This is a genomic window from Methylobacterium sp. BI1 (genome assembly GCF_056680125.1).
Genome location: NZ_CM155267.1, coordinates 2,723,088 through 2,737,600 on the forward strand (window position 1 = coordinate 2,723,088; position 14,513 = coordinate 2,737,600).

Consider the following 14,513-nt stretch of genomic DNA (forward strand, 5'->3'; position numbering starts at 1 on the left):
GTCAGAGCGCTCCCATCACGTCGCCGCGGAACCCGTAGACGGTGCGGCCTCCACCCAGCGGCACCAGCACGACCTCGCGGGTCACGCCCGGCTCGAAGCGCACCGCCGTGCCGGGGGCGATGTCGAGGCGCTGGCCGCGGGCCTTCTCGCGCTCGAAGGTCAGGCCCGGATTGACCTCGTAGAAATGGTAGTGCGAGCCGACCTGGATCGGCCGGTCTCCGACGTTGGAGACCGTCAGCAGGGTGCGCGGCGCGCCTTCATTGAAGACGATCTCGCCCGGCGGGGTGGTCACCGCGCCCGGCACCTCGGCGGACGCCGCGCCGCGGATCGGGTGGTGCACGGTGACGAGCTTGGTCCCGTCCGGGAAGGTCGCCTCGACCTGGATGTCGTGGATCATCTCGGGGATGCCGTCCATGCACTGCTCGGCCGTGAGCACGTGCCCGCCGGCCTGCATCAACTCCGAGACCGAGCGGCCGTCCCGCGCGCCCTCGACCACGAAGTCGCTGATCAGCGCCACCGCCTCGGGGTAGTTCAGCTTCACCCCGCGGCTGAGCCGATTGCGGGCCACCTGTGCGGCCATGGCGAGGAGGAGCTTGTCCTTTTCGCGTGGGGTCAGGAGCACGGGGACCTCGGAGGTTGGGCGCGGACGTAGGGGACGCGGACGTCTCGGGCCCGAGAAGGCAAGGACCGTGCGCGGCGGGGCCGCGCGCCGGGAACGCGGCGCGCATGGATGCATCCCTGGGGAACGAGCGCAAGCGCGCCGCGGCCCGCCTGCCGGTTGACAGGATGCGGGTCCCCGGCCGAACAGCGGTATCGACCCTCACCCCGAGCCCAGGGCCGGCCGTTGACCTATCCCCGCGACCTCGTCGGCTACGGCCGCAATCCGCCGCATCCGCGCTGGCCGGGGAACGCGCGCATCGCGGTGCAGATCGTGCTGAACTACGAGGAGGGCGGTGAGAACTGCATCCTGCACGGGGATGCGGCCTCCGAGGCCTTCCTGTCGGAGCTCGTCGGGGCGCAGCCCTGGCCGGGCCAGCGCCACATGAGCATGGAATCCCTGTTCGAGTACGGGTCGCGGGCCGGGTTCTGGCGGCTCTGGCGGCTGTTCCAGTCGCGCAAGATCCCCGTGACCGCCTTCGCGGTCGCCACCGCGCTCGGCCGCCATCCCGACGTCGCCGCGGCGATGCGGGAGGCCGACTGGGAGATCGCCTGCCACGGCCTCAAGTGGATCGACTACCGCGACTTCACCCGCGCCGAGGAGCAGGCGCACATGGACGAGGCGATCCGCATCCACACCGAGATCACGGGCGCCCGCCCGCGCGGCTGGTACACGGGGCGCTCCTCGCCCCACACCCTCGACCTCGGGATCGCGGCCGGGATGACCTACCTCGCCGATTCCTACGCCGACGACCTGCCGTACTGGATCGACGAGCCCAGTGGCCGGGGCCTGGTGGTGCCCTACACCCTGGACGCCAACGACATGAAATGCGCCGCGATCCAGGGCTTCAACACCGGCGACCACCTCTTCACCTACCTGCGCGACACCTTCGACGCGCTCTACGCGGAGGGGGCGGAGGCGCCCAAGATGATGTCGGTGGGCCTGCATTGCCGGCTGGTCGGCCGGCCGGGGCGGATCGGTGCCCTGGTGCGCTTCCTCGACCACATCGCCGCCCACGACCACGTCTGGGTCGCCCGCCGCATCGACATTGCCGAGCACTGGATCCGGCAGCACCCGCCGGCCTGAGGCTCCGCCATGACAAAGATCCGACCGGAGGCCGCGCCGCCGCCCGCCCGCCGCCTCCGGAAGGACGGCGCGGCGCGGCGGGAAGCCATCCTCGATGCGGGGCTCGCGCTCTTCTCCGGCCTCGGACTGCACGGGGCGAGCGTCGAGGGCATCGCCGAGCGGGCCGGCCTCTCGAAGACCAACCTGCTCTACTACTTCCCCTCGAAGGAGGCGCTCTACGTCGCGGTCCTGCGCCGGGTGCTGACGGTCTGGCTCGATCCGCTGCAGTCGCTCGATGCCGACAGCGAGCCGGCCGCCGCCTTCCGCAGCTACATCCGCGCCAAGCTCACCCTGTCGCGGGACGCGCCCCAGGCCTCGCGGCTGTTCTGCCTGGAGATCGTCCAGGGTGCCCCCCTGCTGCGCCCGGAGCTCGAGGGCCCCCTGCGCGACCTCGTGGAGGCCAAGGCCGCGATCATCCGAGGCTGGAGCGCGGCCGGGCGGATCGGCCCGCACGACCCCCACCACCTGATCTTCTCGATCTGGGCGATCACCCAGCACTATGCCGACTTCGCCGTGCAGGTGGATGCCGTCACGGGGCGCGGCCTCGACGACCCGGACTTCTTCGAGCGCACGGTCGCCAGCACCCAGGCCCTGATCCTGGCCGGCCTCGGCCTGCGCTGACGCCCGGAATTCCGCTCCTGGCCTGGGCAGAAAGCGCCCAAACGGCCGGCAGAACGGGGAGAGTTTAGGCAAGCCCCCGAAAACCCGCCCGAGAGAGTTTGACCATCCGGTCCGAATGGGATTGGATCATCGCCACCGGAGACGATGTGCAGTCTTCGCAGCCCTCCCGATGCTCCCTGGACCGGCTTCGTCCAGGCCGCGTCTGTGTTGGATTCCTGCCTTTCACCGGGCTCTGCCCGAGCGAACGAGGTTGCCATGAATGTCGGCGTCTTCATTCCGATCGGAAACAACGGCTGGCTCCTGTCGGAGAACGCGCCGCAGTACAAACCGAGCTTCGAGCTGAACAAGCAGGTGGTTCTGAAGGCCGAGAGCTACGGACTCGACTTCGCGCTGTCTATGATCAAGCTGAGAGGCTTCGGCGGCAAGACCGAATTCTGGGATCACAACCTCGAATCCTTTACCCTGATGGCGGGTCTGGCGGCCGTTACCAGCCGGATCAAGCTGTTCGCCACGGCCGCCACCCTGTGCATGCCCCCCGCCATCACGGCGCGGATGGCGGCGACCATCGACTCGATCTCGAACGGGCGCTTCGGCCTCAACCTCGTCACCGGCTGGCAGCGGCCGGAATATGCGCAGATGGGCCTGTGGCCCGGGGACGAGTACTTCTCCCGCCGATACGAGTACCTCTCGGAATACGCACAGGTGCTGCGCGATCTGTGGGAGACGGGGGTCTGCGACCGCAAGGGCGAATTCTTCCAGATGGACGATTGCCGCCTCAGCCCGCGCCCGCAGGCCGGGATGAAGATCATCTGCGCCGGCCAGTCCGCGGCCGGCATGGAGTTCACCGCCCGCTACGCCGACTACAATTTCTGCTTCGGCAAGGGGGTGAACACGCCCACCGCCTTCGCCCCCACGGTGGAGCGCCTGGAGGCGGCCAAGGCCGCCACCGGCCGCGACGTCTCCTCCTACGTGCTGTTCATGGTCATCGCCGACGAGACCGACGAGGCGGCCCGGGCCACCTGGGAGCACTACAAGGCCGGCGCCGACCAGGAGGCCATCGCCTGGCTCGGGGTCCAGGGCGCCGCCGACACGCGGTCGGGCGCCGACACCAACGTGCGCCAGATGGCCGACCCGACCTCGGCCGTGAACATCAACATGGGCACGCTGGTGGGCTCCTACGCCGAGGTGGCGCGCATGCTCGACGAGGTGGCCACCGTGCCGGGCACCGAGGGCGTGCTCCTGGTGTTCGACGACTTCCTCAAGGGCCTCGACGCCTACGGCACTTGCATCCAGCCCCTGATGAAGAGCCGCGCGCACATCGCGGCCGGGACCGAGCCGATGGCGAAGGTGGCGTGATGGAGAGCGTCACGAAACCCGCCGGCTACACCGACCCGCAGGGCCGCCAGGGCGGCATCACCCTGGCGGCCCGGCCCGAGCCCATCGCCTTCGACGCGCACGCCACCGCGCTCATCGTCGTCGACATGCAGAACGCCTACACGACGCCGGGGGGCTACCTCGATCTCGCCGGCTTCGACGTCTCCGGCACGGGGCCGGTGGTGGCGCAGATCGCCCGGGCGGTGCGGACGGCCCGGGCGGCCGGGATCCGGATCGTCTGGTTCCAGAACGGCTGGGACCCGGACTACGTCGAGGCCGGCGGGCCGGGCTCGCCGAACTGGCACAAGTCCAACGCCTTGAAGACCATGCGAGCCCGGCCCGGCATGAACGAACGCCTGCTCGCCCGGGGCACCTGGGACTACGCCCTGGTGGACGCCCTCAAGCCCGAGCCCGGCGACATCGTGCTGGGCAAGCCGCGCTACAGCGGCTTCTACAACACCCAACTCGACAGCCTGCTGCGCGCGGCCGGCATCCGCACCCTGCTCTTTACCGGCATCGCCACCAACGTCTGCGTGGAATCTACCCTGCGCGACGGCTTCTTCCTCGAATATTTCGGCATCGTGCTGGCCGACGCCACCCATCAGGCCGGCCCGCCGGCCCTGCAGGCGGGAGCGCTCGCCAACATCGAGACCTTCTTCGGCTGGGTCTCGGACGTGGCCGCCTTCGAGGCGGCGCTCGGACCGGACCTTCGTCGAACGGAGGCGGCCGAGTAGGGCGGTCGACCCGTCCTCGCGCGGGCTTGTCCGTTCCCGAGCGTGGAGGCGGCCCACTCCGTTTCCCTCCCCCCGCAGAGGAGGGGGAGGGACGTATCGGTGCCCCGGCGAGACCTCGCAGGGCGTCCAAGGATGCCGGCCGAGTCTGCGGGACCCCGAGACGCACGAGGCCCCATCCCCTCAGCGTTCGCCCCGGTTCCACCAACACATTCTCAACGATCCTACGCTCAGGTAGCCCAGGAGCTTCCGAAGATGCCCAAGACCGTGATCATCCCACCCGGCACCGGCAAGCCGCTGGCGCCCTACGTCCCCGGCACCCTGGCGGACGGCGTGCTCTACGTCTCGGGCACGCTGCCCCTCGATGCGGAGGCCAACGTCGTGCATGTGGGCGACGCCGCCGCGCAGACCCGGCACGTGCTGGAGACGATCAAGGGCGTGGTCACCGCCGCGGGCGGCACCATGGACGACGTCACCTTCAACCACGTCTTCCTCAAGGACTGGGCCGACTACGCCGCCATCAACGGGGTCTATGCCGAGTACTTCCCCGGCGGGAAGCCGGCGCGCTACTGCATCCAGTGCGGCCTGGTGAAACCCGACGCCCTGGTGGAGATCGCCTCGGTGGCGCATGTGGGCGGGGCCTGAGGCAGCATGGCCGGATCGCTCCACCATGCCGTCCACGGCACCGGCGACCGCACCGTCCTGCTCTCGCCGGGCCTCGGCGGCTCCGCCGCCTATTTCGCGCCGCAGATGGCGGCGCTGACCGAGCGCTTCCGCGTCATCACCTACGACCACCGCGGCACCGGCCGTTCGGGCGGGAGCCTGGAGCCCGGCCACGACATCGCCGCCATGGCCCGGGACGCCCTCGCGGTGATGGAGGCCTGCGGGGTCGCGCGCTGCGACGTCGTCGGGCACGCCCTCGGCGGCCTGATCGGGCTCGAACTCGCCCGGACCCACCCGGAGCGCGTCGGTCGCCTCGCCGTGGTCAACGGCTGGGCCAGGGCGGATTCCATCACGAAGCGCTGCTTTGCCGCCCGGAAGGTGCTGCTGGCCGAGAGCCCCGAGGCCTATGTCCGGGCCCAGGCGATCTTCCTCTACCCGGCCCCGTGGCTCTCGCAGAATGCCGCCCGGGTGGCCGAGGACGAGGCGCACGCCCTCGCGCAGTTCCCCGGCCGCGAGACCGTCCTGGCCCGGATCGCCGCCCTCGAGGCCTTCGACCTGACGGTGGATCTGCCCGAAATCCCGCACGAGACCCTGCTGATGGCGGCGGACGACGACGTCCTGGTGCCCTATCTGTGCTCGGAAGACCTTGCGCGCGGCCTGCCGAACGCGCACCTCGACCGGGTCCCCAGCGGCGGCCACGCGCACAGCGTCACCCGCGCCGACGCCTTCAACCGGACGCTCGCGGCGTTCCTCGACCGACAGGAGTGATCACCGTGAGCCAGACGCGGCCGAGCGAGGCGCCCTCTTCCGTCGAGGCCAAAACCCTTCCCGTCGAGGCGGAAGCCCTTCCCGTCGAGGCGGAAGCCTTCCGCGGCGCCATGGCGCGCGTGGCCAGCGCGGTCCACCTCGTCACCACCGACGGCGCGGGCGGCCGGGCGGGCTTCACCGCCTCGGCGGTGTGCAGCGTGAGCGACGCGCCGCCGACCCTGCTGGTCTGCATCAACCGGTCGTCCTCCGCCTACGCGGCGGTCAGCGCCAATGCGGGCCTCTGCGTCAACACCCTGGCGCACGATCAATCCGGGGTCGCCGCCGCCTTCGGGGGGCGCACGCCGATGGCGGCACGCTTCGAGGCCGGGCGCTGGACCACCCTCGTCACCGGCGCGCCGGCCCTGGTCGGCGCGTTGACGGCCTTCGATTGCCGCATCGTCGCCCGCCACCCGGTGGGCACCCACGACGTGCTCTACTGCGAAGTCGTGGCGCTCGCCGAGCCGGGCGACGGGCACGGGCTCGTCTACGCCGACCGGGGCTACCACACGGTCCGGCTCGGCGCGGCGACTCCCCGCGAGGCCGCCGCCTGAGGCGGCGGCCGCCGGATCGCTTCGGCGCATCCGGTCGGCCCAGGCTCCCGCTGGGAAGGGAGACGGGCGCGCGAACGGCGCGTAGACAAAAACCGAACGAAGACGAAAACCGAACAGGGTCCGAGCCGGTCCGGATCACGTCCCGCGTGACGCGAACGGGCCCGAACGCAAGAGGCCGGCGCTCCCGCCTGGGAAACGCCGGCCTTTTTCGCACGCAGTGCAGACGGTGCGCTTACCAGCGGTCGCTGCGACGGGCACGGACCGAGCCGGTGCTGATCTCGTCCTGATAGCCCTGCGGAACCATCACGCGGCCGCTTCTGTCGCGCAGTTCGTGGACGTTGCGGGCCGCAGCCTGGCCTTCGAGGCCGCCCGGTGCCACGGCGGGGGGAATGCCAGCCGGCGCATTGTAGCTCTGGGCGAGGGCGCCGGAGGCGGAGAGGCCGAGGGCGACGGCAAGGGCGGCGGTGATGGAGCGAGAGGTCATGGCGGGTATCCTGGAGACGAACGGTTGCCGCGAAGACGCGAGGGACACCGTTCGAGTTCCTAGAATTTGTGCATGCCTGCCACATCAAACAACAGAAAATGCTGTCTCCCTGTGCAGTTAAGTGAGGCAGATCAGGCGTAACCGAGGATCCTGAAGCCGAAAAGGACCTGCACTACCCAAAATTCCTGATATTTTACAAAGATGTAAGCGATCGCCTACAATTCTTGCAGGCGGCCCGCGATGTTGGCATAAGTCTCGTCCGGTGGGTGCGGTTCGGCACGCCGACCATCCAGCCGCCGCCGCGCCACTTGGCCTGCGGGCCCGCGACGACGACGGAACGGTGAGATTCGCCGGGACGGTGCGGGCGATCCCGCGTCAGCCGGCGCGGCCGATGGTGGCCTCGATCTGGCCGTGCGGCTCGTCGGTGGGCAGGAAGACCTGCCCGCCATGGGCGATGCCGAAGGGCGCGAGGTTCATCGGGATGTAGTGCTTGTTGGGCATCGCGAAGTGGATCTCGGCGATGTCCGGCCGCGCGGCCAGCACCGCCTCGCCCATCCGGTACATGCTGTCCTGAACGCCGGCGCTGTAGGTGGTGGCGAAGACCGTGATCAGCGTGTCGAGGACGGCCGCGTTGGCCGCCACGGGATCGTCCGGCGGCGCCGTCCAGGTCCAGGTCGCATCCATGCTGGTGGCGCAGATGCGGTCGTCGGTGTCCGGCAGGGTACGGAACGCGTCGTCGACGAAGTCGGCCCAGCCGGACTCGGTGGTCTTCATCAGGGTGTAGCCGCGCAGGCCCGATTGCAGCACCGACCCGTCCCGGTCGGCCACCAGCCGGACGAAGGGCTGGCCGTTGCCGTCGAGGGTGAAGGTGTGGGGGTGCGGCGCGCCGTTCACCTCCCGGCGCAGCCAGCGCGTCTCCAGGGCCTCGATGGTGACGGACGCGACCTGGGGGTAGCGTTCCAGGAACAGGGCGGCGACGTGGCCGACGAAGGCCTCGGTCTCGGCCTCGACGTACTGGGCCGCCGTGATGTTGACGATGTTCTTGATGCTGTCGGTGGCGATGACCTGCCGGTTGTCGGCCGCCGTCCAGGCCGCGCCGAAATCGCCCTCCAGCAGCACCGTGAGGGTGAGTTCGCGCACCGCGTGGTGGGCGCTCGCCCGGGCGAGCCGGAGCACCCGCACGCGGCCCTTGCCGTAGCGTGCCGTCGTCAGCGCCATGATGGGTTTCCTCCGGTGATGATGGGACGCGAGGGTCTCACGCCTCGGCGGCGTGGGCGAGGCGGGCCGCCGCGGCCTGGGCGCCCGCCCGGCTGCCGAGCCCGTTGAAGAACAGGTTGAGGCTCACCGCCGACAGGGCGGCGAGGAGGATGCCGGATTCCAGCAGCGGATGCAGCACGTCGGGCATCTGCTTGAAGAAGGCGGGCGCCACCAGGGGGATCAGGCCGAAGCCCACCGAGACCGCGACGATGAACAGGTTGTTGCGGTTGGCGGCGAAATCCACCGCGCCGAGGATGCGCGTGCCAGTGGCCGCCACCATGCCGAACATGACGAGCCCGGCCCCGCCGAGGACGCAGGGCGGCACCGCCTCCACCAGTGCGGCGAGCTTCGGGATCAGGCCGAGGACCAGCATCACCACGCCGCCGATCACCGTGACCCAGCGCGAGCGCACGCCCGTGACGCCGACGAGGCCGATGTTCTGCGAGAACGAAGTGTACGGGAAGGTGTTGAACACGCCGCCGAGCACGGTGCCGAGGCCGTCGGCCCGCAGGCCCCGGATCAGGCGGGCCTCGTCCACGGTCTCGCCGGTGATCTCGGCCAGTGCCAGGAACATGCCAGTGGACTCGATCATCACCACCACCATGACGAGGCAGAGGGTGAGGCTGGCCACGAGGTCGAATTTCGGCGCCCCGAAGGCGAAGGGCCGCACCACGTCGAACCACGGTGCCGCCGCCACCCGCGACAGGTCGACGAGGCCGAAGGCGCCCGCCGCCGCCATGCCGACCACGATGCCGATCAGCACCGAGGCCGAGGCGACGAAGCCGCGGGCGTACCGGGTCAGGGCGAGGATGACGAGGAGGACGAACAGCGCCAGGCCGAGATAGAGCAGGGCCCCGTAGCGCGGGTTGCCGACCCCGCCCGCGGCCCAGTTCACCCCGACCCGCATCAGCGAGATGCCGATCACCAGGATGACGGTGCCGGTCACAACCGGGGGGAACAGGGGCAGCAGGCGCCCCACCAGGGGCGCGGCGAGGAGGGCGAAGAGGCCGGCGACGATGACCGCGCCGTAGATGCCCGCCAGCCCCAGGGCCGGGTTGGTACCCATGGCGATCATCGGCGTCACCGCCGCGAAGGTCACGCCCATCATCACCGGCATGCGGATGCCGATGCCGGGCACGCCCCAGCTCTGGATCAGGGTGGCGAGGCCGCAGGCGAACAGGTCGGCGCTCACCAGCAGCGCCACCTGTTCGGGCGCCAGCTTGAGGGCGCGCCCGACGATGAGCGGCACCGCCACGGCCCCGGCATACATCACCAGGACGTGCTGCAGGCCGAGCAGGCCGAGCGCCACCGGGGGAACCCGGGCGGCCGGCGCCGTCTGAGCCGGGCCGGTCTGAGCAGAGCCGTGATCCACGCGTCGGTCCCCCGTCCCGCGAGCCCCGCCGGGCTGCCGGTCCGGGGATCCGCAAGCCACGTGCCACCCCGGACCGCCCTTGCGGGGGCGCCGGCGCCCTCGACCGCACGGCGGTCCGGTGTAAGATCCGGCGCAACAGCGCGGTTTGACGCTGGTTGGGCGAGGAACAGGCACATGGTCAGGATCACCGCTCTCGTCGGGGCGCTCCTCTGCGCGGGCCTCGCCCAGCCGGCCCTGGCCCGGGTCACTGCCGTGGAGATCCGGACCGTCGAGCCTTTCGCCGACGGCCAGAGCTTCGGCGAGGCCGGCGCCTACGAGCGGGTGATCGGTGTCGTACGCGGGGAACTCGATCCGGCCGATCCGCGCAACGCCGGTATCGTGGACCTCATCCGGGCGCCCCGGAACGCGCGCGGCCTCGTGGAATACAGCACCGACCTTTTCATACTCCGGCCGAAGGATCCGGCGCGCGCCAGCGGCACGCTGCTCTACGAGGTTCTGAATCGCGGCCGGAAGTTCCTGTTCAACTGGGTCCTCGACGCGCCCCCGCAGGCGGCCCAGGCGGTGAACGATCCGCGCACCGCCCAGGATGCGGGCACCGCCCTGGTCCTGCGCCGCGGCGACACCGTGGTCTGGTCGGGCTGGGAGGCGGAGGCCCTGCGCCAGCAGGGCGGCATGGCGATCGACGTGCCGGTGGCGACGCAGGGCGGGGCGCCCATCGTCGAGACCGTGCGTGACGAACTCGTGAGCGCCACCCGCGGCCCGCCCGAGGCGCCGTTCTTCCTCACCTTCAAGGCGGCGAACACCGACAAGGCGGGCGCCCGCCTCACCGTGCGCCGCCGGGAGGCGGACACGCCGCGCCCCGTCCCGGACGGCGCCTGGACCTTCGCCGGTCCCGGCGAGCTCCGCCTCCTGCCCGACACCGTCAAGCCGGAGCCGGGCACGCTCTACACCCTGACCTATCCGGCCGCGAACCCGAAGGTGCTCGGCATCGGCTTCGCCGCCACCCGGGACGTCGTCGCCCATCTCCGTGGACCGGCCGCGTCCGGGAACCCCGCGGGCGGCGCGATCCGGCACGCGGTCGCCCTCGGCATCTCCCAGAGCGGGCGCTTCCTGCGGGACTACATCCACCAGGGCTTCAACCAGGACGAGGAAGGCCGGCGCGTCTTCGACGGAATGCTGCTGCACATCTCCGGCATCGGCGGGGTCTACCTCAATGCCCGCTTCGGCCAGCCTTCGCGCACCAACACCCAGCACGAGGACCATCTCTACCCCGAGAACGCCTTCCCGTTCTCGGCCGCGCCCCAGCACGATCCCGTTACGGGCCGGACCGGCTCGCTGCTGCGCGGGGACGGGTTCGACCCGCTTCTGATGGAGGTCAACACCAGCACCGAGTACTGGCAGAAGGGGGCCTCGCTCCTCACGACCGATCCCCTGGGCCGCACCGACGTCGCCCTGCCGGACACCGCCCGGGCCTATCTCGTCTCCAGCGGATTCCACTATGGGCGCGCCGGCCTCGGCGCGGCCCGCGGACCGTGCCTCCATCCGCGCAACACCCTGAGTCCCGCCCCGGCCCTGCGCGCCCTCCTGGTCGCCCTTGAGGACTGGGTCGCCCGCGGGGTCACGCCGCCGCCCAGCCGAGTGCCGACGCTCGCGGACGGGACCCTGGGGCCGGCCGCCGAGACCGGGTTTCCCTACATCCCGGGGCTGCGCCTGCCGGATGCGCCGAACGCGATCGCCCGCTTCGCCAGCGCCGTCGACCCCCACCCGGAGAGCGGCCCGCAATACCGCCCCCTGGTGCCCAAGGTCGATGCCGACGGCCACGAGGTCGCCGGCATCCGCTTGCCCGACATCGCCGCCCCCCTCGCGACCCAGACCGGCTGGAACCTCTACGCCGAGCCCTTCCCGGCGGGCGAGCTCTGCGACCGGGAGGGCAGCCGGCTGCCCCTAGCCGAGACCCGGGCGGAGCGCGAGGCGAAGGGTGACCCGCGGCGCTCCCTGGCCGAGCGCTACCCGGCCCGGGGCGACCGGACGGCGGCGGTCGCCCGCGCGGCGGACGCGCTGGTGGCGGAGCGGCTGCTCCTGAAGGAGGACGCGGAACGCCTCGTCGCGGCCGCCCGCGCGGCGGACGCACAGCCTTGAGTGCAGGCGCAGCCCTGAGCGGAGGCTCAGCCCCGGGTGGCCGCCACGCGCGGGCCCCGTGACGCTCCGCTCCGATCGGCACGGGCCGCGATGTAGGCGGAGGCCTCGGGCGGCGGCAGCGGCCGGCTGAACAGGAAGCCCTGGACCTGCGTACAGCCTTCCCGGCGCACGAGGTCGAGTTGCTCCTGGGTCTCGACGCCCTCGGCGACGATGCCCATGCCGAGGCGCTCGCCGATGCCGACCACCGCCCGCACGATTGCGGCGGCATCCGGATCGGCGATGTCGCGGATGAAGGACCGGTCGATCTTGATCTGGTCGAAGGGAAAGCGGCGCAGGTAGCTCAGGGAGGAGTAGCCGGTGCCGAAATCGTCGAGGGCGATCCGGACGCCGCGGCTACGCAAACGGTGCAGGCAGGCGAGGACCGCCTCGGCATCCTGCATCAGCACGCTCTCGGTGACCTCCAGCTTGAGGCGCTCCGCCGGGAGGCCGCTCGCGGAGAGGGCGGCCAGCACCGCGGCCTCGAGGCCTAAGCGCCGCAACTGCACCGCGGAGACGTTCACCGCGACGCGGATCGGCGCGGGCCAGCCTGCCGCCTCCCGGCAGGCCTCCTGCAGGGCCCAGGCGCCCAGGGGCACGATGAGCCCCGTCTCCTCGGCGAGGGGAATGAAGGCGCCGGGCGCGATCTCGCCCTGAACCGGATGGCGCCAGCGCATCAGGGCCTCGAAGCTCACCACCGCCCCCGTCGCGGCATCGACCACCGGCTGGTAGGCGAGATGGAAGGCATCGCGGCGGATGGCTTCCTTCATGTCGAGGGCGAGGAGACCGCGCGTGGCGATGCGCGCGCCCGCATCCGGTTCGAATTCCCGGTGGGTGTTCCGCCCCGCCGCCTTGGCCTCGTACAGGGCGATGTCGGCGCGCTTGAACAATTCATCCGGGTCGCAGTCCGGCTCCGCCGCGACGGTCAGGCCGATGCTGACGCCGACTTCGACGCTCTGCCCGTCGAGATCGATCGGCTCGCTCACCGCCGCGATCAGCCGTTCCGCGAGGCAGCCCGCCTCCCGCGCGTCGTCGAGGTAGGTGAGCACGATGGCGAACTCGTCGCCGCCGAGACGGGCGATGGTATCGTAGGGCCGCAGAACCGCCCGCATCCGCTCGGCGACGATGCGCAGCAAGGCGTCGCCGGCCGGATGGCCGAGACTGTCGTTGACGGCCTTGAAGCGATCGAGATCGCAGGCCAGCACCGCGAACCCGGTCCGAACCCGGCGCGCATGGGCGATCGCCTGGTCCAGGCGGTCGCGGAACAGGGTCCGGTTCGGCAACCCGGTCAGGGCGTCGTGCAGCGCCATGTGCCGCACCCGCTCCTCGGCCTCATGCCGGGCGCTGACGTCGCGCAGGGTCGCCACGTAGGTGATCCGGTCCTCGGCCGGCACGTCCGGCAGGACTCGGACCGAGGCCTCGATCCAGACGTAGTGACCCGCCCTGTGGCGATGCCGCAGGCAGGCGATGAACCGGCCCTCCCGACCGGCCGTCAGCTGGGCCCAGTGCTCCGTCAGGGCCGCGACGTCGTCCGGGTGGCAGAACGCGGTCTGGGTGGTTCCGATCAGGTCCTCCGGCTCGTAGCCGAGGACCGTCCGCACGGCGGGCGAGACGTAGAGGCAGCGCATGGCGGTGTCGCCGAGGACGATGACGTCGTTGGCATTCTCGGCCAGCAACCGATAGCGGCCCTCGCTGGCGCGCAGGGCGCTCTCCGCCGCCCGGCGTGCCGTCACGTCCGTGAAGGTCCGCACGAGGCCGCCCCGCGGCAGGGGCAGGGTGCGGACCTGGAGCACGGTCCCGTCGGGGCGCACGCGCTCGTAATCGTAGATGCGGGCCTCCGGTGCGCCGTGCTCCAGCCAGGTCCGCAAGGCGTCGGGCAGGTGGGCGAACTCGCCGGCCGCCGCCTGGTGGGCCCGGACCGCCGCGAAGGGCGCGCCGTCGTAGAGCAGGGCCTCCGGCACGCCCATCAGGGTCGCCACGCGGCGGTTGTAGACTCGGATCCGGTCCGCGGCATCGGTCATCAGCAGGCCCTGGTCCATGCTTTCCAGGGTGGTGCGGAGGAGGGTGTCCGAGGCCTCGGCCCGATGGCGTGCCTGCCGTGCCTCCGACTGGGCGGCGCGCCCGCGCAGGGTCGCCTCGACGAAGAGGCCGAGGTCCGACAAGCGCTGGACCTCGGCCGCACTGAACCCCGTGCGCGGAACGGTGTCGGCGATGCAGACGGTGCCCGCATGGGTGCCGTCGCCCAGCGCGATCGACACGCCGGCATAGAAGCGCAGGAACGGCGCTCCCGTGACCAGCGGATTGGCGGCGAAGCGTCGGTCGCGACGGGTATCGAGCACGATCAGCGGCGCATGCGCCTCGCCGCGGATCGTGTGGACGCAGAACGCGATCTCCTGCTGCGTGCCCGGAAGCGTCAGGCCCTCGCGGCCCAGGAACCACTGGCAGGCGCCGTCCAGTTGCGAGACGAAGGCGTAGCGGACGCCGAAGAGCGCGGCCGCCGTCCGGCATACCGCGTCCAGCTGCGGGTCCGGCACAGGCTGGCTCAACATCTCGACAGCTGCGGGCTCACTCGGAGACGGCGACACTCCGGCCATTCTCATCACACTCACGGATTTCTTATCCGCGACATCTGACACACAACCTTTAATCGACCTGAAACAGGCAAAGGTTTGGTATTGCACCAAACATAGGGAGG

The 14,513-nt window shown here is 71.2% G+C and carries 12 protein-coding genes and 1 pseudogene; 8 read left to right on the plus strand and 5 right to left on the minus strand.

Annotated elements, in window-relative coordinates; all coding sequences use genetic code 11:
• Position 1: 1 nt before the first annotated feature.
• Positions 2–622, minus strand: a complete 621-nt coding sequence (locus AC1MGR_RS12815) for an urease subunit gamma (RefSeq protein ID WP_480231831.1) — start codon at positions 620–622, stop codon at positions 2–4.
• Between the two features lie 222 nt (positions 623–844).
• Here AC1MGR_RS12815 and puuE point away from each other — a divergent pair.
• The 7 genes and pseudogenes from puuE to AC1MGR_RS12850 all read left to right on the plus strand — a co-directional run.
• Positions 845–1,735, plus strand: a pseudogene (puuE, locus tag AC1MGR_RS12820) (allantoinase PuuE); the annotation flags it as partial.
• 18 nt (positions 1,736–1,753) lie between these two features.
• On the plus strand, positions 1,754–2,404 hold the full coding sequence (rutR, locus tag AC1MGR_RS12825) for an HTH-type transcriptional regulator RutR (RefSeq protein WP_480231832.1): 651 nt from the start codon (positions 1,754–1,756) through the stop codon (positions 2,402–2,404).
• Positions 2,405–2,659: 255 nt separating this feature from the next.
• On the plus strand, positions 2,660–3,760 hold the full coding sequence (rutA, locus tag AC1MGR_RS12830; RefSeq protein ID WP_108040465.1) for a pyrimidine utilization protein A: 1,101 nt from the start codon (positions 2,660–2,662) through the stop codon (positions 3,758–3,760).
• Positions 3,760–4,512 carry a pyrimidine utilization protein B gene (rutB, locus tag AC1MGR_RS12835; protein WP_480231833.1) on the plus strand — a complete coding sequence of 251 codons (753 nt, stop codon included), beginning with the start codon at positions 3,760–3,762 and terminating at the stop codon, positions 4,510–4,512. The genes rutA and rutB overlap by 1 nt, the downstream gene beginning before the upstream one ends.
• 252 nt (positions 4,513–4,764) lie before the next feature.
• Positions 4,765–5,154 carry a pyrimidine utilization protein C gene (rutC, locus tag AC1MGR_RS12840; RefSeq protein WP_480231834.1) on the plus strand — a complete coding sequence of 130 codons (390 nt, stop codon included), beginning with the start codon at positions 4,765–4,767 and terminating at the stop codon, positions 5,152–5,154.
• 6 nt (positions 5,155–5,160) lie between these two features.
• Positions 5,161–5,940, plus strand: a complete 780-nt coding sequence (gene rutD / locus AC1MGR_RS12845; protein ID WP_480231835.1) for a pyrimidine utilization protein D — start codon at positions 5,161–5,163, stop codon at positions 5,938–5,940.
• A gap of 110 nt (positions 5,941–6,050) precedes the next feature.
• The gene (locus AC1MGR_RS12850; protein ID WP_480234786.1) at positions 6,051–6,530 is read left to right on the plus strand and encodes a flavin reductase; all 480 of its coding nucleotides are present in this window, start codon (positions 6,051–6,053) and stop codon (positions 6,528–6,530) included.
• Between the two features lie 232 nt (positions 6,531–6,762).
• Here AC1MGR_RS12850 and AC1MGR_RS12855 read toward each other — a convergent pair whose 3' ends face one another.
• The 3 genes from AC1MGR_RS12855 to AC1MGR_RS12865 all read right to left on the minus strand — a co-directional run bounded on the left by AC1MGR_RS12855 (position 6,763) and on the right by AC1MGR_RS12865 (position 9,643).
• On the minus strand, positions 6,763–7,014 hold the full coding sequence (locus tag AC1MGR_RS12855; protein WP_108040457.1) for a hypothetical protein: 252 nt from the start codon (positions 7,012–7,014) through the stop codon (positions 6,763–6,765).
• Between the two features lie 375 nt (positions 7,015–7,389).
• Complete coding sequence (gene pucL / locus AC1MGR_RS12860) at positions 7,390–8,232, minus strand: factor-independent urate hydroxylase (protein ID WP_480231836.1); 843 nt, start codon at positions 8,230–8,232, stop codon at positions 7,390–7,392.
• Between the two features lie 37 nt (positions 8,233–8,269).
• The gene (locus AC1MGR_RS12865) at positions 8,270–9,643 is read right to left on the minus strand and encodes a nucleobase:cation symporter-2 family protein (protein WP_480231837.1); all 1,374 of its coding nucleotides are present in this window, start codon (positions 9,641–9,643) and stop codon (positions 8,270–8,272) included.
• A 174-nt stretch (positions 9,644–9,817) separates the two neighbouring features.
• On the opposite strand from AC1MGR_RS12865, the gene AC1MGR_RS12870 reads away from it, so the two are divergent.
• Positions 9,818–11,782, plus strand: a complete 1,965-nt coding sequence (locus tag AC1MGR_RS12870; RefSeq protein WP_480231838.1) for an alpha/beta hydrolase domain-containing protein — start codon at positions 9,818–9,820, stop codon at positions 11,780–11,782.
• 26 nt (positions 11,783–11,808) lie between these two features.
• Here the strand turns inward: AC1MGR_RS12870 and AC1MGR_RS12875 are convergent, their stop codons facing one another.
• Positions 11,809–14,367, minus strand: a complete 2,559-nt coding sequence (locus AC1MGR_RS12875) for a sensor domain-containing phosphodiesterase (RefSeq protein ID WP_480231839.1) — start codon at positions 14,365–14,367, stop codon at positions 11,809–11,811.
• Positions 14,368–14,513: the final 146 nt, after the last annotated feature.

What these genes read in the sequence shown, in the direction of transcription:
- rutR (WP_480231832.1), top strand. Translation starts at nt 1,754, where the DNA reads ATGACAAAGATCCGACCGGAGGCCGCGCCGCCGCCCGCCCGCCGCCTC.
- rutA (WP_108040465.1), top strand. Translation starts at nt 2,660, where the DNA reads ATGAATGTCGGCGTCTTCATTCCGATCGGAAACAACGGCTGGCTCCTG.
- rutB (WP_480231833.1), top strand. Translation starts at nt 3,760, where the DNA reads ATGGAGAGCGTCACGAAACCCGCCGGCTACACCGACCCGCAGGGCCGC.
- rutC (WP_480231834.1), top strand. Translation starts at nt 4,765, where the DNA reads ATGCCCAAGACCGTGATCATCCCACCCGGCACCGGCAAGCCGCTGGCG.
- rutD (WP_480231835.1), top strand. Translation starts at nt 5,161, where the DNA reads ATGGCCGGATCGCTCCACCATGCCGTCCACGGCACCGGCGACCGCACC.
- AC1MGR_RS12850 (WP_480234786.1), top strand. Translation starts at nt 6,051, where the DNA reads ATGGCGCGCGTGGCCAGCGCGGTCCACCTCGTCACCACCGACGGCGCG.
- AC1MGR_RS12855 (WP_108040457.1), bottom strand. Translation starts at nt 7,014, where the DNA reads ATGACCTCTCGCTCCATCACCGCCGCCCTTGCCGTCGCCCTCGGCCTC.
- pucL (WP_480231836.1), bottom strand. Translation starts at nt 8,232, where the DNA reads ATGGCGCTGACGACGGCACGCTACGGCAAGGGCCGCGTGCGGGTGCTC.
- AC1MGR_RS12870 (WP_480231838.1), top strand. Translation starts at nt 9,818, where the DNA reads ATGGTCAGGATCACCGCTCTCGTCGGGGCGCTCCTCTGCGCGGGCCTC.
- AC1MGR_RS12875 (WP_480231839.1), bottom strand. Translation starts at nt 14,367, where the DNA reads ATGTTGAGCCAGCCTGTGCCGGACCCGCAGCTGGACGCGGTATGCCGG.